The sequence below is a fragment of the Streptomyces sp. NPDC045021 genome (assembly GCF_056432645.1).
The window spans coordinates 368,504-388,999 of record NZ_JBWKIQ010000003.1 but is presented as its reverse complement, the minus strand read 5'-3'; the positions used below and the strand labels follow the sequence as shown (position 1 = coordinate 388,999).

Genomic DNA, 20,496 nt, shown 5'->3' with positions numbered 1-20,496 from the left:
ATCCAGCAGATCGAGACCGCGTAGCGGTACGCGGTCGCACGAAGCACGAAGCACACAGCACGAAGCACACAGCACGCAGCACGACGTTCGTTCCACGAGGGGAAGCACCGCACATGAGCTACAACCAGCCGCCGCCGGGCTACGGCCAGCAGCCGCAGCAGCCGCAGCAGCCCTATGGTCAGCCGCAGCCCCAGCCCGGTTACGGCGGCTACCCCCAGCAGCCGCAGCAGCCACAGCAGCAGGGCTGGCCGCAGCAGCAGGGTTACCCGCAGCAGCCCCAGCAGGGTTGGGACGGGCAGCAGCCCGGCTACCCGCCGCAGCCTCCGAAGGGCAAGGGCAAGGCCGTCGGCGTGGTGATCGGTGTCGTGGTGCTCGCCGCGATCGCCGGCGGCATCTACTTCGCCACCAGCGGCGGTTCCAGCAGCGGCGGCGACTACAAGATCGCCTTCCCGGAGAAGATCGTCGACGGCAAGTACACCAAGTCGTCGGAGAACATCGGCACCCCTGAGAAGGGCAAGTCGGACGCGGGCATCACCGACCCGACCAGTGTGCAGGGACGGTACAAGTCCGACAAGGAGACGGTCACCCTCTCCGGCGGCGAAGGCAACGTCACGGACCCCAAGGGCGCGGTCGAAAAGCTCCTGGGGACCAGTCTCGGCAAGAGCGGCTCCCCGGCCACCGAGCAGCACCCGGCCGGGTTCGACGGCGCCGTGATGAAGTGCGCCGGCGGCGGCGACTCCATGCCGTACTGCGTCTGGGGCGACGACAGCACCGTGATGATCTCGATGTACATCAACATCGACTTCTCCGGTACGTCCAAGCCGCCCACCGCCGCCGAGTGGGCGGACACCACGGCCAAGATCCGCAGCGAGATCCGCGTCAAGAAGTAGCCGCACCCGTGCGGTAGTCGCACAACGCGAAGGGGGCGCCCGGCAGTTGCCGGGCGCCCCCTTCGGTGTCGGTACGGAGCGCTAGGCGCTCTTCTGCTCGCCCTTGCCGATGATGCGCGGCTCGCGCGGCACCAGGGTCGGGTTGACGTTGGAGTGCACGACCTCGTCGGTGATGACGACGCGGGCGACGTCCTTGCGGGACGGCACCTCGTACATCACGGACATCAGCACCTCCTCCATGATGGCGCGCAACCCGCGCGCGCCGGTCTGGCGGAGGATCGCCTGGTCGGCGATGGCTTCCAGCGCGCTGTGCTCGAACTCCAGCTCCACACCGTCGAGTTCGAAGAGCTTCTGGTACTGCTTCACCAGCGCGTTCTTCGGCTCCACGAGGATCTGCAGCAGCGCCTCACGGTCCAGGTTGTGGACGGAGGTGATGACCGGCAGACGGCCGATGAACTCGGGAATCATCCCGAACTTCACCAGGTCCTCCGGCATGATCTCCTGGAACTGGTTGGCGGCCTGGATCTCGCGCTTGGAGCGGATCGTCGCGCCGAAGCCGATGCCCTTGGCGCCGGCCCGCGACTCGATGATCTTCTCCAGGCCCGCGAAGGCGCCACCGACGATGAAGAGCACGTTCGTCGTGTCGATCTGGATGAACTCCTGGTGCGGGTGCTTGCGCCCGCCCTGGGGCGGCACTGAGGCCGTCGTGCCTTCCAGGATCTTCAGCAGCGCCTGCTGGACGCCCTCGCCGGACACATCCCGCGTGATCGAAGGATTTTCACTCTTGCGAGCGACCTTGTCGATCTCGTCGATGTAGATGATCCCGGTCTCGGCCTTCTTGACGTCGTAGTCGGCCGCCTGGATCAGCTTGAGCAGGATGTTCTCGACATCCTCGCCGACGTAACCCGCCTCGGTGAGCGCGGTGGCGTCGGCGATGGCGAACGGCACGTTCAGCATCCGGGCGAGCGTCTGCGCGAGCAGGGTCTTGCCGGAGCCGGTGGGGCCGAGGAGCAGGATGTTGGACTTGGCGAGCTCGATGGCGTCGTCGTGGCCCCGACCGTTGTTCTCACCGGCCTGCACCCGCTTGTAATGGTTGTAGACCGCGACCGAGAGGGCCTTCTTCGCCGGCTCCTGGCCGACGACGTAGCTCTCCAGGAACTCGTAGATCTCCCGCGGCTTGGGCAGATCCTCCCACCGCACTTCGGAGGACTCGGCCAGCTCCTCCTCGATGATCTCGTTGCAGAGATCGATGCACTCATCGCAGATGTACACACCAGGCCCTGCGATGAGCTTCTTCACCTGCTTCTGGCTCTTGCCGCAGAACGAGCACTTGAGCAGGTCGCCGCCGTCACCGATGCGTGCCACGAGGTGTTTCCCCTTCGCCTGGGATCCGCCTAGTCCAACGGAACCTGGTGCTTCTCTCATCGACGGTACCTTGCCGCGCCCCCCGTGCGGGCCCCCCTTGGACCTACTCAGTCCAAGGAGGGCGGTAACGCTTCCGCACCGCGGTACCCCCGTGGGGCACCACGATCCCTCCGTCAGACCGACGCGGAGGTCTTACGGGTGGAGACGATCTGGTCGACCAGACCGTACGCGAGGGCTTCCTCGGCGGTCAGGATCTTGTCGCGCTCGATGTCCTCGCGGATCTGCTCGATCGGCGTGGTGGAGTGCTTGGCGAGCATCTCCTCCAGCTGCGCGCGCATCCGGATGATCTCGTTGGCCGCGATCTCCAGGTCGGAGACCTGACCCCGGCCGGTCTCGCTGTACGGCTGGTGGATCAGGATCCGGGCGTTCGGCAGCGCCATCCGCTTGCCGGGGCTGCCGGCCGCGAGCAGCACGGCCGCGGCGGAGGCCGCCTGGCCCATGCAGACCGTCTGGATGTCCGGCTTCACGAACTGCATGGTGTCGTAGATGGCCGTGAGGGCCGTGAACGAGCCACCGGGCGAGTTGATGTAGACGGAGATGTCGCGGTCCGGGTCCATCGACTCCAGGCACAGCAGCTGCGCCATGACGTCGTTGGCCGACGCGTCGTCGATCTGCACGCCGAGGAAGATCACGCGCTCCTCGAAGAGCTTCGCGTACGGGTCGTACTCGCGCACGCCCTGCGAAGTGCGCTCGACGAAGCGCGGAATGATGTAACGGGCCTCGGCACCGAGCACACCGGGCGCCTCGGCCATCGTGCGCTCGTAGAGGCCGCTACCGGGGAAATTCAGGGAGTTCACTTTCACCGTCCTGGTGATGAGCAGTGGGCTGGGCGGATTCGGCGGAGGGGGCCTGAAGTGCTCAGGCAGCCCCGGTGCCGCCACCGCCCGGAACGCCGGAGGCGGTGAGCATGACCCCGTCGAGCAGGCCGTAGGTGGTGGCCTCCTCGGCCGAGAACCAGCGGTCGCGGTCGGAGTCCTTGGTGATCTGCTCGACGCTCTGGCCGCTGTGCTGCGCGATGAGCTCGGCCATCCGCCGCTTGGTGTGCAGCAGCTGCTCGGCCTGGATCTTGATGTCGGTGGCGGAGCCACCCAGACCCGCGGAGGGCTGGTGCATCAGGATCCGGGTGTTCGGCAGCGCGAAGCGCTTGCCGGGCGTGCCCGCGGTGAGCAGGAACTGGCCCATCGAGGCGGCGAGGCCCATGGCGATCGTCACGACGTCGTTCTTGATGAACTGCATCGTGTCGTAGATCGCCATGCCGGCCGTCACGGAGCCGCCGGGCGAGTTGATGTAGAGGTAGATGTCCTTGTCCGGGTCAGCGGCGAGAAGGAGCAGCTGCGCGGTGATCTTGTTGGCGATATCGTCGTCGACCGCCTGGCCGAGGAAGATGATCCGCTCGTTGAGCAGTCGGTTGTAGACCTGGTCGCCGAGTCCACCGATGGTCGGCTCGCCGGCGGCGGAAGGCATCGGAGTCGTCACGTATCCACCTGCTCGTTGTCGGACGGCCCGTGGCCGTCTCAGCGTCTTCGTCTTCGCGTGTTCGCGACTTCGCGTCTTCGCGTGTTCTCGAGAGGGGGCTCGGGTGTCAGTCCCCCAGCCTTCTTACTTGGACCCTAACGCGCAGGTGGGGCCCAGCAATCCCCTACGCGAAACTGTTCGCTGTGAGCGCAGGCTCGGCCCCCGGGTAAGCAAAACGGGCCCGAACGCAGCTTCGCGTCCGGGCCCGTCGTGCGAACAGGTCAGGCCTTGTCGGAGGTCGCCTCGGGGGCGTCCTCGACCACGGCGGCGATCTCCTCGTCGGAGCCCTCCACCGTCACGGCACCCTCGTCCTCGACCTCGTCGTCCAGGTCGACCGTCTCACCGTTGGTGTCGGTGACCTTGGCGGCCTCGACGACCACCGCGAGCGCCTTGCCGCGGGCGACCTCGCCGACGAGCATCGGCACCTGGCCGCCCTCGACGACGGCCTGGGCGAACTGGTCCGGGCTCATGCCCGAGGAGGCGGCGCGGCGCATGAGGTGCTCGGTGAGCTCCTCCTGGTTGACCGACAGCTGCTCCTTGGAGACCAGCTCATCCAGGATGAACTGGGTCTTGATGCCCTTGGTGGCCTGCGCGCCGAGCTCCGCGTCGTGCTCCTCGGCGGTCTTGCCCTCGCGCTCCAGGTAGCTGTCCCAGTCCAGGCCCATGGCCGGGAACTGGTGGTGCTCCAGGTTGTGCTTGCGGGTCTGGATCTCGTCCGCCAGGAGCTTCTCCGGCATCGGGACCTCGACCAGCTCCAGGAGGGCGTCGAGCACCTTCTCCTGGGCCTGGGTGGCCTGGTCGTAACGCTTCATGTTCTCGAGGCGCTTGACGCTGTCCGCGCGCAGCTCCTCGAGGGTGTCGAACTCGCTCGCCAGCTGGGCGAAGTCGTCGTCCAGCTCGGGCAGCTCGCGGGCCTGGACGGACGTCACATCCACCTTGACCGACGAGGTCTTGCCGGCGGCGGAGCCGCCCTTGAGCTCGGAGTCGAAGGTGGCGGTGCCGCCGGCCTCGAGACCGATGACGGCCTCGTCGATGCCCTCGAGCAGCTGGCCGGAGCCGATGGTGTAGCTGATGCCCTTGGCGACGCCGTCCTCGAGGACCTCGCCGTCCACGGACGCCTCGAGGTCCACGACCACGACATCGCCCTCGGCGGCGGCGCGCTCGACCGGGGAGGTCGAGGCGAAGCGCTCGCGGAGCTGCTCCAGCGACTTGTCGATGTCCTCGTCCGACACCTCGAGGGCGTCGACGGTGACCTCGATGCCGGAGTAGTCCGGGATCTCGATCGCCGGACGGATGTCGACCTCGGCGGTGAACTTGAGGTCCTGGCCGTCGTTGAACTCGGTGATGTCGACGTCGGGCTGGCCGAGAACGTTCAGCTCACCCTCGCTGACAGCCTCCGTGTAGAACTTCGGCAGTGCGTCGTTGATGGCCTCTTCGAGGACCGAGCCGCGACCGAACCGCTGGTCGATGACGCGCGCGGGGATCTTGCCCTTACGGAAGCCCGGCACCGTGACCTGCTGGTTGATCTTCTTGTAGGCCGCGTCGAGGCTGGGCTTGAGCTCCTCGAAGGGCACCTCGACAGTGAGTCGAACCCGGGTCGGGTTCAGAGTCTCGACGGCGCTCTTCACGGTTGGGTCTCCTTGGGGCTGACATCAGGGGCTTTAGAGAATCGCGCCAACACCCGGTTCCCACCATGCGAGCGGAACCGGCGGCCGACGAGACGTACTACTCGGGGACTGCGCCCCTACGTCGCCCCGTATACAGGCGCCATTGCATAGTACCGGTCCGACGGGCACGCCCGTCCCGCTCGGTCTTTTCATCTGGTCGGGGTGGCCGGATTCGAACCGACGGCCTTCCGCTCCCAAAGCGGACGCGCTACCAAGCTGCGCCACACCCCGCTGGTGCGAGACGTAGAGTACATGCCCTGATACACGCGGGCGGCCAATATTCCGTCGCGACTTCAACTGATTCCGGGCTGATCCCGGACTGATCCCGGCCACGTTCTCCGCCCGGATCTATCGGTGTGCGACGAGGGCGTGCGAGCCGCTACGATGCGGTGTGCCAGAATCTGTGGCGCTGCGGGCGTAGCTCAATGGTAGAGCCCTAGTCTTCCAAACTAGCTACGCGGGTTCGATTCCCGTCGCCCGCTCTGTACGGCTCCGGCCCGTGCCCGAGGACTTGTGTCCCTGGACACGGGCCGGACGCGTTCTAGGGTGCTGTGCATGGAGATCTGGATCAATCCCGCCTGTTCGAAATGCCGCTCGGCGCTGAGCGCGCTGGACGCCGAGGGTGCGGAGTACACCGTCCGCCGCTATCTGGAGGACCCGCCGGACGCGGCCGAACTGCGGGCGGTCCTGGAGCGGCTGGGGCTGGAGCCGTGGGACATCGCCCGGACGCAGGAGCCGGCCGCCGCCGGGCTGGGTCTGAAGGAGTGGGGCCGCGGCCCCGCGGACCGCGACCGCTGGATCGACGCCCTCGCCGCCCACCCTTCGCTCATCCAGCGCCCGATCATCACCTCGGACGACGGCACGGCCCAGGTCGCCCGGACCGAGGACGCGGTCCGCGACGCGCTGGCGCGGGTCAGTCGACCGGGACGCCCTGGGGGGCCTTGATGCGCTTCATGATCATCTGAGAGTTGACGTCGCTCACACCCGGGAGGGAGATCAGCTTCTCGGTCCAGAAGCGCTCGTAGGCCTCGCTGTCGGCGACGGCGATGCGCAGCAGGCAGCCGGGGGCGCCGTAGAGGCGGTAGGCCTCGACCACGTCCGGGGTGGACTGGAGCTGGGCCTCGAAGGCGGCGACGGAGTCGCGGTCGCGGCGGACCTCGACGGAGGCGAAGACCTCGAAGCCGCGTCCGACGGCGGCCGGCTCGACAACGGCGCGGTAGCTGCGGATCACCCCGTCGTCCTCGAGCTGGCGCACCCGGCGCAGGCACGGGGACGGGGTGAGGCCGACCCGCTGGGCCAGCTCCTGGTTGGTCAGCCGGCCGTCGGCCTGCAACTCGCGCAAGATTCGTCTGTCGATGGCGTCCATGGTGACATTTTCTAGCACTGTCCCCGCCATTTCGCGCCGTAATCAGCAATCAAATGTTGCCTATATCCGCATATCCTTGCTGTGGACTTATCAGACAACACGCGGAAGCGGGTCACAGTGCCGCACATCGTCGTCATCAGCACCGGGGGCACGATAGCCAGCAGGTGGCAGGGAGCCGGTTACGCGGCGGAGGCCGCGGGCCTGGAAGTGCTGGCCGCGGGGGCGATCCCCGAGGGCGTCGACGTGCGGGTCGTCGACCTGTTCACGGTCAACAGCTCCCGGCTGACCACCGCCCACCAGCTGGAACTGCTGCGCACGGTGCACGAGGTGCTGGCCGACCCGGCCGTCGACGGTGTGGTCGTCACGCACGGCACGGACACCCTGGAGGAGTCCGCCTTCCTGCTGGACCTGCACCACGCGGACCGCAGGCCGGTCGTGCTCACCGGGGCGCAGAAGCCGCTCGACGCGACCGACGGCGACGCGGCGGGCAATCTCTACGACGCGCTGCTGACGGCCTCCACCGGCCGGGACATCGGCGCGGTCATCGCCTTCGGCGGGCTGGTGCACGCGGCCCGGGGAACGGTGAAGAAGCACACCGTGGACGTCCAGGCGTTCGCCGACCCGACGGGGCTGCCGCTGGGCCGGGTGCAGTTCGGCCGGGTCACCTGGGGGCGGCACCGCCCCCGGCCGGAGGCGCTGCCGCTGCCCGCCGCGGGCGTACGGCCGCCGCGGGTGGACATCGTGATGCACCACAGCGACGCCGACCCGGTGCTGTTCGACGCCGCGCTGGCCGCCGGCGCCGAGGGCATCGTGCTGGTCGGGACCGGCGCCGGCAACGCGACCCCCGACTTCGCGGCCGCGGTCGGCCGGGCGGTGGCGGCCGGCGTCCTCGTCGCGGTCAGCACCCGGGTGGCGGCCGGCGCGGTGGCGCCGATCTACACCGGCGGCGGAGCGGTGGACCTGGTCGAGGCGGGCGCCGTGCTGGCCGGCACGCTGCGCGCGGGACAGGCCCGCATCGCGGTGCTGTCCGCACTGCTGTCCACCCCCGACCGCACGGAACGCCCCGCCGCGCTGCGCCGGATCGTGGACTCGACGTCAGAGCTTTATCTGGTTGATGGTGTCGGCAAGTGAGGTGAGGAATCGGTTGACCGAGGGCGCCATGTTGGTCGACGCGATGAAGAAGCCGAACAGGGCGGCCACTATCGCGGGGCCGACCTTGATCGACTTCCCCCTGATCATGACCACCAGAATGATGCCCAACAACAGGACTACGGACAGGGAGATGGCCACAGCGGATCACTTCCTCTTCGGTACGCCGCAACGGTCCGGGGAGTCGCCGCGCCCCCGCGCCACATCCATCGTGCCACCAAGCACCGACACTATGGACCCGGGAACCACATCGTTCCACGACAACCCGGCCACAAACAGGCGGCCTCAAGAACAGGGGTGGCGAACTGGCGTGCGGGCCAGCGGTGTTGGGGGGCGTGGTGACGGCGGTGCCGGAGGGGACGCCGCGCCGTCAGTCACGACACACGACCAGCAACGCACGGTCGTCGTTGACGTCCTTGGCGACCGCCTCGATCAACCGCCAGGCGGCGCCGCGGAATCCCGTGGCGACGAACCGGTCGGCCTCGCCGATGAGCCGGTCGATGCCCTCGGTGATGTCCCGGTCCGCGGCCTCGACGAGGCCGTCGGTGAACAGCAGCAGAACATCGCCTGACCGCAACGTGCCCTTGACGCCGTGGAATTCGGCGCCGTCGTAGACCCCCAGCAGCGGGCCCTCCGCCGCCATCTCCTCCCAGCGGCCGGTTCCGGCGCTGAGCTGGACGCCGGGCAGGTGTCCGGCCGAGAGCAACTCGTAGTCGCCGCTCTCCAGATCGAGCACCAGGTGGATGGAGGTCGCGAAGCCCTCGTCCCAGTTCTGCCGCAGCAGATAGCCGTTGGCGGCGGTCAGGAACGCGTGCGGCGGCAGCGAGCCGAGCAGGCCGCCGAAGGCGCCGGACAGCAGCAGCGAACGGGACGCGGCGTCCATGCCCTTGCCCGACACGTCGGTCAGCACCGCTTCGAGCACCCGGCCGCCCAGTGTGCGGGTGGCGACCACGAAGTCGCCGGAGAAGGACTGGCCGCCGGCCGGGCGCAGCGCCATCTCCGCGTGCCACCCGGCCGGCAGCTTCGGCAGCCGGCTCTGCACGCGGATCCGTTCGCGCAGGTCGAAGAGCATCGTGTGGCCACCCCGCCACGGCACGCCGACCCGGCTGCGGAACTGGGCGATGAGCAGCCCGGACAGGGCGACGGCGGAGACCACCAGGACGGTGCCGGGGGTCACCGTGGACGGGCCCTCGCGGTACGGGCCGAGGACCGCGGACTCGACGACCAGGGCGACCGCGGAGGTCGTGTAGAGCACCAGGAGGCTCGCCGGGCGCAGCAGCAGGCCGCCGGTGAGGATCGGCAGCACGAGGGCGCTGGGCGGGCACCAGAGGGGGATGCAGATGGTGGTGTACGCGAGGGCCGGGATCGTGAGCATGAGCACGGTCAGTGCCAGCCAGTCCGAGGCGTCCCCGCGGAAGTAGTCGACGGCGGACTTGCGCAGGCCGAGGCGGACCCTGTGCAGCGACCGGCGCCACCGGGTTCCGAGACTGTCTCTTGCCGCGTCCTTACCCATGTTCCGGCGACCCTACCCACCCTTTCGGCGGCACGTCGATTCCCCGGACGGTGGGTCGCTGCCTGCGGTAAATGCGCTCGCATCCCGGCAAGAGGGCTGGTAGGCAGGGTGTATGACGACCGAATTGCGGGTGCTCGACGCCGGGCAGTGGGACGACTGGTACGCAAAGTTGGAGCGCGCCTTCGGAGGTCCTGCCGAGTCCCGGGAGGAACGGGCGCTGTGGCGGGAGCTGACCGAGTGCGAACGGTCCCTCGCGGCCTGGGACGAGGACGAGATCGCCGGCACTGCGGGGGCGTTCTCGTTCCGGCTGTCGGTGCCGGGCGGCGCGCTCGTGCCGGCGGCCGGCGTGACGATGGTGAGCGTGCAGCCGACGCACCGCAGGCGCGGCGTGCTGACGTCGATGATGCGCAGACAGCTCGAGGACGTGCACGCGGCGGGCGAGCCGCTGGCGGTGCTCACCGCCTCGGAGCCGGCGATCTACGGCCGCTTCGGGTACGGCCAGGCGACGGAGCAGATGCGGCTGGAGATCGACACCACGCGCGTCCGGCTGGACCTGCCCGCCGGGACCGACCGGGTACGGCTGCGGATCGTGGCGCCCGCGGCGGCACGGGAGACGTGCGAGGCGGTGTACGCGCGACGGGTCGCCGCCCGGCCGGGGATGCTCGCCCGGCAACCGGGCTGGGACCAACTGCCGTTGATCGACCCGAAGTCGATGCGGGACGGCGCGGGCGAGCTGCTGTGCGTGCTCGCCGAGGTGGACGGGGAGGTGCGCGGGTACGCGCGGTACGCGGTGAAGCCGCGGTGGAGCGCGGCGGCCGGGCCCGACGGCACGGTACTGCTGCGCGACGTCGAGGCGCTCGACCCGGTGGCTTACGCCGCGCTGTGGAACTTCCTGTTCGACATCGACCTGACGTCCTCGGTCCAGATCCGCAACCGGCCGGCCGACGACCCGGTACTGCACCTGGTCTCCGACGTACGGCGGTGCGGCATCGGCGTCCGCGACGGGTTGTTCGTCCGGACCGTGGACGTCGGGGCGGCGCTGGAGGCGCGTACGTACGCGACCGCGGTGGACGTGGTGCTCGACGTCGAGGACGCGTTCTGTCCGTGGAACGCCGGGCGCTGGCGGCTGGCGGGCGACGCGAAGGGCGCGACGTGTGCCCGTACCGATGACGCGGCGGATCTTGCGCTCTCGGCGCGGGAGTTGGGGGCGGCGTATCTGGGCGGGTTCTCGCTCGGCGCGTTGGCGGCGGCCGGGCGAGTGACGGAGTTGCGGCCCGGCGCGCTGGCGGAGGCGTCGGCGGCGTTCGGGAGCGACGTCAGGCCGTGGTTGCCGCACGGGTTCTAGCAGGTCGCTCTAGCCCGCCGCCTCGGGCCGCCCCTGGCAGCGCGGGCACCAGAAGAGGTTTCTTGTTGCCAGGCCGGCCGTGCGGATCTCTCCGTCGCAGATCAGGCACGGCTGCCCGGTGCGGCGGTAGACGTAGACCTCGCCGCCGTGGTCGTCCTGGCGGGGCGGGCGGCCCATCGCTTCGGGTTCGTGTTCCGGGCGCACGGTGTCGATGCGGTTGTTGCGCACGCCCTCGCGCATCAGGGCGGCGAGGTCGGTCCACATCGCGTCCCATTCGGCGCGGGTGATGTCGCGGCCGAGGCGGTACGGGTCGATGCCGAGCCGGAAGAGGACCTCGGCCCGGTAGACGTTCCCCACCCCCGCGATGACCTTCTGGTCCATCAGGAGCGCCGCGATGGTGGTGCGGCTCCTGGAGATTCGCGCCCATGCCGTGTCCGGATTGTCCGCCGGGCGCAGCGGGTCCGGGCCCAGCCGGGCGTGTATCGCGCGCTTCTCGCCGTCGGTGATCAGCGCACAGGTGGTGGGCCCGCGCAGGTCGGCGTACGCGTCGGGGTTGGCGAGCCGCAGCCGGACGGTGTCGGTGGGCGGTGGGGCCTTGCCGTCGCCGAACCCGAGTTTGCCGAACAGGCCGAGGTGGATGTGGACCCAGCCCGTCACCTCGAAGCCCAGGAACAGGTGCTTGCCGTGGGCGTCGACGCGGTCGAGGACCGCGCCGTCGAGGAGCGCGGCGCTGTCGGAGAACTTGCCCTGCGGGCTGCTCGCCCGCACAGGACGGCCGCCGAACCTCTCGAAGTGGTCGGCGGCCAGCCGGTGGATCGTGTGCCCTTCGGGCATCGTGCGGTCAGCCCTGCGGGTGGTGGGCCGGGATCGGGGGGAGTTCGCCGGTGTTCTCGTACGCCGAGAGCATGTCGATGCGGCGGGTGTGCCGCGCCTCACCGGAGTACGGGGTGGCGAGGAAGATCTCGACGAACTTGGTCGCCTCGTCCTCGGTGTGCATCCGGCCGCCGATGCTGATCACGTTGGCGTCGTTGTGCTCACGGCTGAGCGCGGCGGTCTGCTCGCTCCAGGCGAGCGCGGCGCGGACGCCCTTGACCTTGTTGGCGGCGATCTGCTCGCCGTTGCCGGAGCCGCCGATGACGATGCCGAGGCTGCCGGGGTCGGCGGCGGTCTGCACCGCGGCCCGCAGGCAGAACGGCGGGTAGTCGTCCTCCGCGTCATAGATGTGCGGACCGCAGTCCGTCACCTCATGGCCGTTGGCCTTGAGCCAGTCGACGAGGTGGTTCTTGAGTTCGAAGCCGGCATGGTCGGAGCCGAGATACACGCGCATACGGACGAGTGTGGCATGTCCGAAGGCGGGCAGAGGTCAGGGGGGCATCGGGCGCGCTTGAGGGTTATTTGAGGTTAAAGCAACGAATTGGCCTCAGCTGTCCTTCGCTGTTCCGTAAGTGGTCGTTCCGGGTATTGGATGCGACCCCATGAGCTCACTTCCCCCCTCAGTTGTGACCGACGCCCCCAAACAGGACGACAAGGCTCCACAGCAGTCGTCCGGTCTCCAGGCCGGACTGAAAAACCGCCATCTGTCGATGATCGCGATCGGTGGTGTCATCGGCGCCGGCCTGTTCGTCGGCTCCGGTTCCGGCATCGCGACAGCAGGCCCGGGCATCCTGCTCTCGTACGCCCTGGTCGGCACGATGGTCGTGTTCGTCATGCGGATGCTGGGCGAGATGGCCGTGGCCAACCCCACATCCGGCTCGTTCTCCGCCTACGCGGACCGGGCACTCGGCCGCTGGGCCGGGTTCTCCATCGGCTGGCTCTACTGGTTCTTCTGGGTCGTGGTGCTGGCGGTCGAGGCGACGGCCGGTGCGACGATCCTGCACGGCTGGGTGTCCTCGGTCCCGCAGTGGGCCTGGGCACTGATCGTGATGGCGGTGCTGACCGCGACCAACCTGGTCTCCGTCGGCTCGTACGGCGAGTTCGAGTTCTGGTTCGCCGGGATCAAGGTCGTCGCGATCGCCGCCTTCATCGTCATCGGCGGCCTCGCCGCCTTCGGCATCCTGCCGGGCTCCGACCACGAAGCGGTCGGTATGGCCAACCTCACCGGGCACGGCGGCTTCCTGCCGAACGGCCCGGGCGCGATCCTCACCGGTGTGCTGATGGTGGTCTTCTCGTTCATGGGCAGCGAGATCGTCACCCTCGCGGCGGGCGAGTCCCAGAACCCGCGCAAGGCGATCACCAAGGCGACCAACAGCGTGATCTGGCGCGTCGGCGTCTTCTACCTCGGCTCGATCCTCATCGTGGTGTCCCTGCTGAAGTGGGACGACCCGGCGATCACCAAGAAGGGCTCGTACGTCGCGGCCCTGGACTCCATAGGTATCGCGCACGCCGGCGAGATCATGAACGTCATCGTGCTGACGGCCGTGCTCTCCTGCCTCAACTCCGGCCTGTACACCGCTTCCCGGATGGCCTTCTCGCTCGGGCAGCGCGGTGACGCGCCGCGCCAGTTCGCGCTCACCAGCCAGGGCGGGGTGCCGCGGAACGCGATCCTGGGATCGGTCCTGTTCGGCTTCGTCGCCGTCTTCTTCAACTACGAGTGGCCGGACACCGTCTTCAAGTTCCTGCTCAACTCGTCCGGCGCGGTCGCGCTCTTCGTCTGGCTGGTCATCTGCTTCTCGCAGCTGAAGATGCGCCGGATCATCGAGCGTGAGGAACCGGAGAAGCTCATCGTGCGGATGTGGCTCTTCCCGTACCTGACGTGGGCGACGATCGGCATGATCTCGTTCGTGCTCGTCTACATGCTCACCGACAAGGACGGCCGGCCGCAGGTGCTGCTGTCGCTGCTGGTGGCCGCCGTGGTCATCGCGATCTCGCTGGTCCGCGAGCGGATGCAGAGCGGTCGCCGGAACGCCGTCACCCGGTTGTAGGTGCCGTAAAAGCACGGCGGCCCGGTCCCCCGAGGGGCCGGGCCGCCGTGCTGCGGGGTCGTCAGCCCCGGCGCCCCACCAGCTGCCAGGCGGCGGGCAGCACGCCCATCGCCAGCGCCGCCTTGAGCGCGTCACCGAGAAGGTACGGCGTCAGGCCGAGCGATACGGCCTTGCCAAGGGAGAGATGCGCGGCCAGTGCCAGGTACGGCACGCCGACCGCGTAGATGATCACGCTGCCGAGCACCATGGCGCCGGCGGTCCGCAGCACGGTGCGGTCCGCTCCGCGGCGGGCGAGCGCGCCCACGGCGGCCGAGGCGAGCAGCATCCCGAGGATGTAGCCGAAGCTCGGCATGGCGGAGCCGGACGAGCCCTCCGCGAACCACGGCATACCGGCGACGCCCGCGACCGCGTACAGCGCCAAAGCCGCGAAGCCGCGGCGGGCGCCGAGCGCGGTGCCGACGAGCAGCGCCGCGAAGGTCTGGCCGGTGACCGGGACCGGGGAGCCGGGGACCGGCACCGAGAGCTGCGCGGCCAGGCCGGTGAGTACGGCCCCGCCGAGCACCAGCGCCACATCGCGCACCCGGGCGCGGGCGGCCGAGGATGCGGGGAGCAGATCGGCGAGGACCGTGCCGGTCCGGGTGTCAGAGACAGCAGCGGTGCTCATCGGTACTCCGTGGGTGAGAGGCCGGCTGGGCCGGATTGCACAGGTGCGTGCGGGTTTCGGGTTCGCACAGGTGCGTGCGAGTTCGGTTCACACAGATGCGTGCGGGGTTCGTACAGGTGACGCCGCGACGCTAGCGCAGCCGACAACCCAAGATCACCGTCGATAGACGACAAAGGCGTGCTCGCCGACTTGGAGAGTTCCCTGCAGCGGCCGGCCTCCGCCGCCGCGCTTGCGTTTCGCTTGTTTCAGCAGGTCACGTGATGCTCGTCACGATCGGCGCGGGGCTCCGCGTCCGGCGGGGACGGATTTTGCGGAGCGCGGCCGGCCATGGGAACACTGTGGGGTCCCACCAAAGCCCACAGCCTTTTCCACCGTCCCCCTCCTGCTGTCGGCGCTCAACGCCAATCTGTACGGCTCGTCGCGGATGATCTTCTCGCTCGCCAAGGCCGCCGCCACCACGCAGGGCTCCGGCCGGGGCGTACTGGCGTACGAGCCGCTCGGCGAGCGGCTGATCGTCGAGCAGATCTACGACCACCAGGGGAACGTCGGCCAGGGCAGCATTCCGCTGCTCGTCTTCGACGCCTGGGAGCACGCGTTCTATCTTCAGTACCGCAACCAGAAGGTCGACTTCGTCGAGGCGATGTGGCGCGTCGTGAACTGGCAGGACGTCCAGGCCAGGTTCGCCGCCGCGACGGAGCGGGCGAGTGGGCTGCTGCTGGCGCCGTAGGTCCTGTCGGCCAGGGCGCCCCGGAAGCCGAAGGCCCCCGCGCGGTGGTGTCGCGCGGGGGCCTTCACCCTCTCCTGCCGACCGGGATCAGCGGGGTTCGATGAGGTCCCAGCGGTTGCCGTACAGGTCCTGGAAGACCACGACAGAACCGTAGACCTCGTGCCGGGGCTCCTCCTCGAAGACGACGCCGGCCGCCACCATGTGCTTGTAGTCGCGGTCGAAGTCGTCGGTGTTCAGGAAGTGCCCGACGCGACCGCCGGTCTGGCCGCCGATCCGCGCCTCCTGCTCGGGGGTCGAAGCGCGCGACAGGAGCAGCCCGGTCCCCTGCGACCCGCGCGGAGCGACGACCACCCAGCGGCTGCCGTCGTCGCGCGGGGTGTCCTCGCGCAGCTCGAAGCCGAGAGCGCCGGTGTAGAAGGCGATCGCCTCGTCGTAGTCGCGGACGACGAGGGTCACCAGTCCGAGGTGCGGCATCAGTCGAAGATCGGCCCGGCGGTCCGGGTGCGCTTGATCTCGTAGAAGCCGGGGATAGAGGCCACCAGCAGCGTGCCGTCCCACAGGCGGGCCGCGGCCTCGCCCTTGGGGGCGGGGGTGACGACCGGGCCGAAGAACGCGATCTGCTCGCCGTCGGCGCCGGGAACGGCGATGACCGGGGTGCCGACGTCCTGGCCGACCTTGTCGATGCCCTCCTTGTGGGAGGCGCGCACCTCGGCGTCGTAGGTGTCCTTGTCCGCGTAGTCGATCAGGTCCGCCGGGAGCCCGGCGTCCTCCAGGGCTCCCGCGATCGCCTCGAGGGTCGCGCCCTCGCCGCGGTTGTGGATCCGGGTACCGAGCGCGGTGTAGAGCTTTCCGACGACCTCGTCACCGTGCTTGTGCTGGGCCGCGGCCACCACGCGCACCGGCCGCCAGCCCTTGGGGCCGAGCAGCTCGCGGTACCGCTCGGGCAGCTCGTCGAGCTTGGGCTCGTTGAGGACGGCCAGGCTCATGATGTGCCAGCGGACCTCGACCGGCCGGACCTTCTCGACCTCCAGCATCCAGCGCGAGGTCATCCACGCCCAGGGGCACAGCGGGTCGAACCAGAAGTCGACGGGGGTCTTCTCGCCTGTGGTCACTTCTTCGTCTCCTCAGGAACAAAACAACAGGGCACAGGAGTGCTCGTACCTCGGAAACCTCGGGATCGGGGGCCGCATTCCCGCCTGTCGCCCATTGGTGTGGCGTGGGAGTATTCGAATCGATCGACGATGCTGACAAAGGAGTCATCAGTGCCCGGTGAGAACCTGTCCCGCGACGAGGCCCGCGAACGCGCCCGGATCCTGTCGGTCGACGGATACGAGGTCGCGCTCGACCTGCGGTCGGCCACCCGGCCCGACGAGGACACGTTCCGCTCGGTGACCACGATCCGTTTCCGCTCCGGGCAGCCGGGCGCGGCCACCTTCGTGGACCTGCTCGCACCGTCCGTCGAGTCCGTGGTGCTGAACGGCCGGGTCCTGGACCCGGCGGCGGTGTTCGACGGGACGCGGATCGCGCTGGACGACCTCGCCGCCGAGAACGTCCTCACCGTGGACGCGCGGTGCGCGTACAGCCGTACCGGCGAGGGGCTGCACCGGTTCGCCGACCCGGAGGACGGCGAGACGTACCTGTACACGCAGTACGAGCCGGCCGACGCCCGCCGGGTCTTCGCCACCTTCGAGCAGCCGGACCTCAAGGCGCCCTTCACCTTCTCGGTGACCGCGCCCGCGCACTGGACCGTACTGAGCAACGAGGCTCAGGCCGGCCCCGCGCGGAAAGCCGACCCCTCCTCCGCGACCTGGGACTTCGCCCCCACCAAGCCGATCTCGACGTACATCACGGCCGTCGTCGCCGGGCCGTACCACGTGGTGCGCGACCACTACTCGCGCACCCTCGACGACGGCACCGTGCTGGACATCCCGCTCGGCGCGCTGTGCCGGGCCTCGCTCGCTCCGCACTTCGACGCGGACGACATCTTCACCGTCACCAAGCAGGGCCTGGACTTCTTCCACGACACCTTCGACTACCCGTACCCCTTCGGGAAGTACGACCAGGCGTTCGTGCCCGAGTACAACATCGGCGCGATGGAGAACCCGGGCTGCGTCACGTTCCGCGAGGAGTTCGTGTTCCGCGGCAAGGTGACGCAGGCCGCGTACGAGGGCCGGGCCAACGTCATCCTGCACGAGATGGCGCACATGTGGTTCGGCGACCTGGTCACCATGCAGTGGTGGGACGACCTGTGGCTCAAGGAGTCGTTCGCCGACTTCATGGGCGCGTACTCGCAGGTGGAGGCCACCCGCTTCACCGACGGCTGGATCACCTTCGCCAACCGCCGCAAGGCGTGGGCGTACCGGGCCGACCAGCTGCCCTCGACGCACCCGGTCACCGCGGACATCCACGACCTGCAGGACGCCAAGCTCAACTTCGACGGCATCACGTACGCCAAGGGCGCGTCCGTACTGAAGCAGCTCGTCGCCTATGTCGGCGCCGACGCCTTCCTGGAGGCGGCCAGGCGCTACTTCAAGCGCCACGCGTACGGGAACACCACGCTGGCGGACCTGCTGGCGGTGCTGGAGGAGACCTCGGGCCGGGACATGGCGCAGTGGTCCCGCGCCTGGCTGCAGACCGCGGGCGTCAACTCGCTGACGCCGGAGGCCGTGTACGACTCCGAGGACCGGATCACCCGGCTGTCCGTCCTGCAGACCGCCGCCACGTCCCACCCCGAACTGCGGCCGCACCGCGTCGCCGTCGGCCTGTACCGGCGGGCCGCGGGCGGCGCGCTGGAGCGCTACGCCCGCGCCGAGACCGATGTGACGGGATCGCGGACGATCGTGGCGGAGCTGGCCGGCGCCGAGCGGCCGGATCTGATCCTGGTCAACGACGAGGACCTCACGTACTGCAAGATCCGCTTCGACCCGGACTCGCTCGACACCCTGCGCAGGCACCTGGGCGACCTGTCCGACCCGATGGCGCGGGCGCTGGCCTGGTCGGCGGTGTGGAACATGACGCGGGACGCGCTGATGCCGGCCCGCGACTACATCGGCCTCGTGCTGCGGTTCGCCGGGCAGGAGTCCGACATCGGCGTGCTGCAGTCGCTGCACCAGCAGGTGCGGACCGCGCTGCACCAGTACACCGACCCGAAGTGGCGCGCCGAGGGCGCCAGGATGCTGGCCGACGGCGCGCTGACCGAACTGCGGCAGGCGGAGCCGGGCAGCGGGCACCAGCTCGCCTGGGCGCGGTTCTTCGCCTCGGTCGCCTCGTCGGCGGCCGATCTCCAACTGCTGCGCGGGCTGCTGGAAGGGGGCGCCAAGATCGACGGTCTGGAGATCGACCAGGAGCTGCGCTGGTCCTTCCTGGAGCCGCTGGCCGCCGAGGGCGAGGTCGACGAGGTCGGGATCGGGGCCGAACTGGCCCGCGACGACACCGCCTCCGGCCGGCGGCACCAGGTGCGCTGCCTGGCCGCCCGGCCGTCGGCCGCGGTCAAGGCGCAGGTGTGGGCGTCCGTCGTCGAATCCGACACCCTGTCGAACGCGCTGGTCGAGGCGAGCATCGCCGGGTTCGGCCAGCCGGGCCAGGAGGAGCTGCTCGCGCCTTATGCCGATCGGTACTTCGACATGATCGACCGGATCTGGTCGCAGCGCTCGATCGAGATCGGCATGGCGATCGTGCGGGGCTTCTTCCCGAGGTACCGGATCGCCCAGGAGACCGTCGACGCGGCCGCCGCGTGGCTCGACGCGCACGCGGACGCGGCGCCCGCCCTGCGCCGGCTGGTCCTGGAGGCCGGCGACGACCTGTCCCGCGCGCTGCGCGCCCAGGCCATCGACAGCTAGTGCTCTGGCCTGAAAGGTTTGCCTGGTTCGCGGCGGCCGGCGCGGTGCATCGCAAGGCGGAGGATCGTCCTCGTACCGGGCGTACTCGGACGACTCCGACAACGCAGCGAGGTGCCGTGCCGGGCGTCGCGAACCGGTGAACCTTTCCGGTCAGAGCACTAGCTCTCCCCCGGACCCGCGGTTCCCGAACCCCGTCGCGTCACCCGATCGATCGGTGACCCGGCGGGGTTCCGCCGTGCGGCGGGCACGCTTCCGCAGCTCGGCCGCCCGACGCCCGACCGCCCGTCATCCGAATAGGTGAAAACCGCCCATCGGCATCCGAACGCCTGAACTTTAGTGCGGAGTTGTCCCGGTTTGTCGACGGCTGTGTAACAGCGGTTAGCGGGCGGTCCGGCGGCGGAACTGACCCGACATGAACCACAACGCACCGCACACCCCGCGCCCCCTGGACCACCTCTCCCGCACCCAGCAAAGGATCTTGACGACACGTCAGCTCCGTGAGCACGGCGTGACGGCGAGCACCCTGGCGGAACGCTGCCGGCCCGGCGGCCCGTGGCAGCAGCTGCTGCCGCAGGTGTTCCTGCTGCACGCGGGACCGCCCACCAGTGAGGAACGGCTGCGGGCGGCGCTGCTGTACGCGGGCTGCGAACCGGGCACCACGGGCGGGCCGGGCGACGGCGAGGCGATGGTCACCGGGCTCGCGGCGCTGGCGCTGCACCGGTTCTCCTCGGTGCCGCCGCTGCTGGGGATCGGCCGGATCGACGTCCTCGTTCCGCGCCAGCGACGGCTGCGGGACGCCGGCGACGTGGCGATCCACCGGGCGCACACGCTGCCCCGACCGCAGCAGGTGACCGGGCTGCCGTGCGCCCCGGTACCGCGCGCGCTGGCCGACGCGGTGGCGGACCTCGACGACGCCGAGACCGTACGCCGGCTGCTCACCGAGGCCGTGCGCGGCGGGCACTGCGAGGCCGCCGCGGTGGTCCGGGAGTTGACCCGGGCGCGGCTGCTGTCCCGGGCGCACGTGGTGGACGCGGTGGACGCGCTGCTGGCGGAGGGCCGGGCCCTCGCCGAGGGCCGGCTGTACGAGATGGTGACCTGCTACGGGCTGCCGGACCCGGTGTGGCACGTCGACCTGCGGCTGCCGGGCGGACCGTCGCTGGGCAGCGTGGACGCGTACTGGCCGGAGCACGCGGTGGCGCTGGAGATCGACGCGCGCGGACCCCGCCAGGACGACGACGCCCTGTGGTCGCAGTACGCGCAGAAGCGCGAGCATCTGGAGGGGCTCGGCATCACCGTCGTGCACCTCACCCCGAAGAAGCTGCGGGACGCGCTGGACCAGCAGGCGACCGTCGTGCGGACCGCGCTGATGGCTTCGTCGGACCGGACTCCCGCCGCTTACGTCGTCGTGACTCCGAGTTGACCGGCGCTTTACTCCTTTACGCGCGCTTTGCCTGGCATGGCGTATGGCGGAAATG

At 69.7% G+C, this 20,496-nt stretch carries 20 protein-coding genes and 2 tRNA genes; 9 read left to right on the top strand and 13 right to left on the bottom strand.

Annotated features, from left to right (window positions below; translation table 11 throughout):
• Positions 1 to 113: 113 nt before the first annotated feature.
• Positions 114 to 890, top strand: coding sequence for a hypothetical protein (locus AC07DC_RS13020; RefSeq protein WP_478914428.1), 777 nt, complete (start codon positions 114 to 116; stop codon positions 888 to 890).
• 81 nt (positions 891 to 971) lie between these two features.
• Here the strand turns inward: AC07DC_RS13020 and clpX are convergent, their stop codons facing one another.
• From clpX to AC07DC_RS12995, 5 genes are all read right to left on the bottom strand, one after another.
• Entirely contained in the window at positions 972 to 2,255 is a 1,284-nt protein-coding gene (gene clpX / locus AC07DC_RS13015) for an ATP-dependent Clp protease ATP-binding subunit ClpX (RefSeq protein WP_138357760.1), read from the bottom strand.
• A gap of 173 nt (positions 2,256 to 2,428) precedes the next feature.
• Positions 2,429 to 3,067 carry an ATP-dependent Clp protease proteolytic subunit gene (locus AC07DC_RS13010; protein WP_478914635.1) on the bottom strand — a complete coding sequence of 213 codons (639 nt, stop codon included), beginning with the start codon at positions 3,065 to 3,067 and terminating at the stop codon, positions 2,429 to 2,431.
• 106 nt (positions 3,068 to 3,173) lie between these two features.
• Positions 3,174 to 3,779, bottom strand: coding sequence for an ATP-dependent Clp protease proteolytic subunit (locus AC07DC_RS13005; protein WP_478914634.1), 606 nt, complete (start codon positions 3,777 to 3,779; stop codon positions 3,174 to 3,176).
• A 272-nt stretch (positions 3,780 to 4,051) separates the two neighbouring features.
• Positions 4,052 to 5,458 (bottom strand): trigger factor, encoded by a 1,407-nt coding sequence (gene tig, locus AC07DC_RS13000; protein WP_478914427.1) that lies wholly within the window; start codon positions 5,456 to 5,458, stop codon positions 4,052 to 4,054.
• A gap of 193 nt (positions 5,459 to 5,651) precedes the next feature.
• Positions 5,652 to 5,728: transfer RNA gene (locus AC07DC_RS12995), tRNA-Pro, on the bottom strand.
• A 180-nt stretch (positions 5,729 to 5,908) separates the two neighbouring features.
• On the opposite strand from AC07DC_RS12995, the gene AC07DC_RS12990 reads away from it, so the two are divergent.
• Positions 5,909 to 5,979 (top strand) — tRNA-Gly (locus AC07DC_RS12990).
• A 73-nt stretch (positions 5,980 to 6,052) separates the two neighbouring features.
• The gene (locus AC07DC_RS12985) at positions 6,053 to 6,442 is read left to right on the top strand and encodes an arsenate reductase family protein (RefSeq protein ID WP_478914426.1); all 390 of its coding nucleotides are present in this window, start codon (positions 6,053 to 6,055) and stop codon (positions 6,440 to 6,442) included.
• Here the strand turns inward: AC07DC_RS12985 and AC07DC_RS12980 are convergent.
• Positions 6,411 to 6,863 carry an Lrp/AsnC family transcriptional regulator gene (locus AC07DC_RS12980; protein WP_138357640.1) on the bottom strand — a complete coding sequence of 151 codons (453 nt, stop codon included), beginning with the start codon at positions 6,861 to 6,863 and terminating at the stop codon, positions 6,411 to 6,413. The genes AC07DC_RS12985 and AC07DC_RS12980 overlap by 32 nt on opposite strands.
• Positions 6,864 to 6,980: 117 nt before the next feature.
• Here AC07DC_RS12980 and AC07DC_RS12975 point away from each other — a divergent pair, with 117 nt between their 5' ends.
• Positions 6,981 to 7,994 carry an asparaginase gene (locus AC07DC_RS12975; RefSeq protein ID WP_478914633.1) on the top strand — a complete coding sequence of 338 codons (1,014 nt, stop codon included), beginning with the start codon at positions 6,981 to 6,983 and terminating at the stop codon, positions 7,992 to 7,994.
• Here AC07DC_RS12975 and AC07DC_RS12970 read toward each other — a convergent pair.
• Together AC07DC_RS12970 and AC07DC_RS12965 are read right to left on the bottom strand one after the other, a co-directional pair.
• Positions 7,959 to 8,153 carry a hypothetical protein gene (locus AC07DC_RS12970; protein WP_478914425.1) on the bottom strand — a complete coding sequence of 65 codons (195 nt, stop codon included), beginning with the start codon at positions 8,151 to 8,153 and terminating at the stop codon, positions 7,959 to 7,961. The genes AC07DC_RS12975 and AC07DC_RS12970 overlap by 36 nt on opposite strands.
• A gap of 229 nt (positions 8,154 to 8,382) precedes the next feature.
• On the bottom strand, positions 8,383 to 9,525 hold the full coding sequence (locus AC07DC_RS12965; protein ID WP_478914424.1) for a SpoIIE family protein phosphatase: 1,143 nt from the start codon (positions 9,523 to 9,525) through the stop codon (positions 8,383 to 8,385).
• Positions 9,526 to 9,637: 112 nt separating this feature from the next.
• Here AC07DC_RS12965 and AC07DC_RS12960 point away from each other — a divergent pair, with 112 nt between their 5' ends.
• A complete protein-coding gene (locus AC07DC_RS12960) occupies positions 9,638 to 10,870 on the top strand; it encodes a GNAT family N-acetyltransferase (RefSeq protein WP_478914423.1) in 1,233 nt (410 codons plus the stop codon).
• 9 nt (positions 10,871 to 10,879) lie between these two features.
• Here AC07DC_RS12960 and AC07DC_RS12955 read toward each other — a convergent pair whose 3' ends face one another.
• Positions 10,880 to 11,704 (bottom strand): Fpg/Nei family DNA glycosylase, encoded by an 825-nt coding sequence (locus tag AC07DC_RS12955; RefSeq protein WP_478914422.1) that lies wholly within the window; start codon positions 11,702 to 11,704, stop codon positions 10,880 to 10,882.
• Positions 11,705 to 11,711: 7 nt separating this feature from the next.
• Entirely contained in the window at positions 11,712 to 12,197 is a 486-nt protein-coding gene (locus tag AC07DC_RS12950; protein WP_478914421.1) for a ribose-5-phosphate isomerase, read from the bottom strand.
• A gap of 148 nt (positions 12,198 to 12,345) precedes the next feature.
• Here AC07DC_RS12950 and AC07DC_RS12945 point away from each other — a divergent pair, with 148 nt between their 5' ends.
• Positions 12,346 to 13,791: an amino acid permease gene (locus tag AC07DC_RS12945; RefSeq protein WP_478914420.1), complete on the top strand. Its 1,446-nt coding sequence runs from the start codon at positions 12,346 to 12,348 to the stop codon at positions 13,789 to 13,791.
• A gap of 61 nt (positions 13,792 to 13,852) precedes the next feature.
• Here AC07DC_RS12945 and AC07DC_RS12940 read toward each other — a convergent pair whose 3' ends face one another.
• The gene (locus AC07DC_RS12940) at positions 13,853 to 14,455 is read right to left on the bottom strand and encodes a biotin transporter BioY (protein WP_478914419.1); all 603 of its coding nucleotides are present in this window, start codon (positions 14,453 to 14,455) and stop codon (positions 13,853 to 13,855) included.
• Positions 14,456 to 14,837: 382 nt separating this feature from the next.
• Here AC07DC_RS12940 and AC07DC_RS12935 point away from each other — a divergent pair, with 382 nt between their 5' ends.
• On the top strand, positions 14,838 to 15,182 hold the full coding sequence (locus AC07DC_RS12935) for a Fe-Mn family superoxide dismutase (protein WP_478914632.1): 345 nt from the start codon (positions 14,838 to 14,840) through the stop codon (positions 15,180 to 15,182).
• A gap of 87 nt (positions 15,183 to 15,269) precedes the next feature.
• Here AC07DC_RS12935 and AC07DC_RS12930 read toward each other — a convergent pair whose 3' ends face one another.
• A complete protein-coding gene (locus tag AC07DC_RS12930; RefSeq protein ID WP_478914418.1) occupies positions 15,270 to 15,656 on the bottom strand; it encodes a VOC family protein in 387 nt (128 codons plus the stop codon).
• Positions 15,656 to 16,294: a mycothiol-dependent nitroreductase Rv2466c family protein gene (locus tag AC07DC_RS12925; protein WP_478914417.1), complete on the bottom strand. Its 639-nt coding sequence runs from the start codon at positions 16,292 to 16,294 to the stop codon at positions 15,656 to 15,658. The genes AC07DC_RS12930 and AC07DC_RS12925 overlap by 1 nt, the downstream gene beginning before the upstream one ends.
• A gap of 150 nt (positions 16,295 to 16,444) precedes the next feature.
• Here AC07DC_RS12925 and pepN point away from each other — a divergent pair, with 150 nt between their 5' ends.
• On the top strand, positions 16,445 to 19,021 hold the full coding sequence (gene pepN, locus AC07DC_RS12920; protein ID WP_478914416.1) for an aminopeptidase N: 2,577 nt from the start codon (positions 16,445 to 16,447) through the stop codon (positions 19,019 to 19,021).
• A gap of 412 nt (positions 19,022 to 19,433) precedes the next feature.
• Entirely contained in the window at positions 19,434 to 20,441 is a 1,008-nt protein-coding gene (locus tag AC07DC_RS12915) for a hypothetical protein (protein WP_478914415.1), read from the top strand.
• Positions 20,442 to 20,496: the final 55 nt, after the last annotated feature.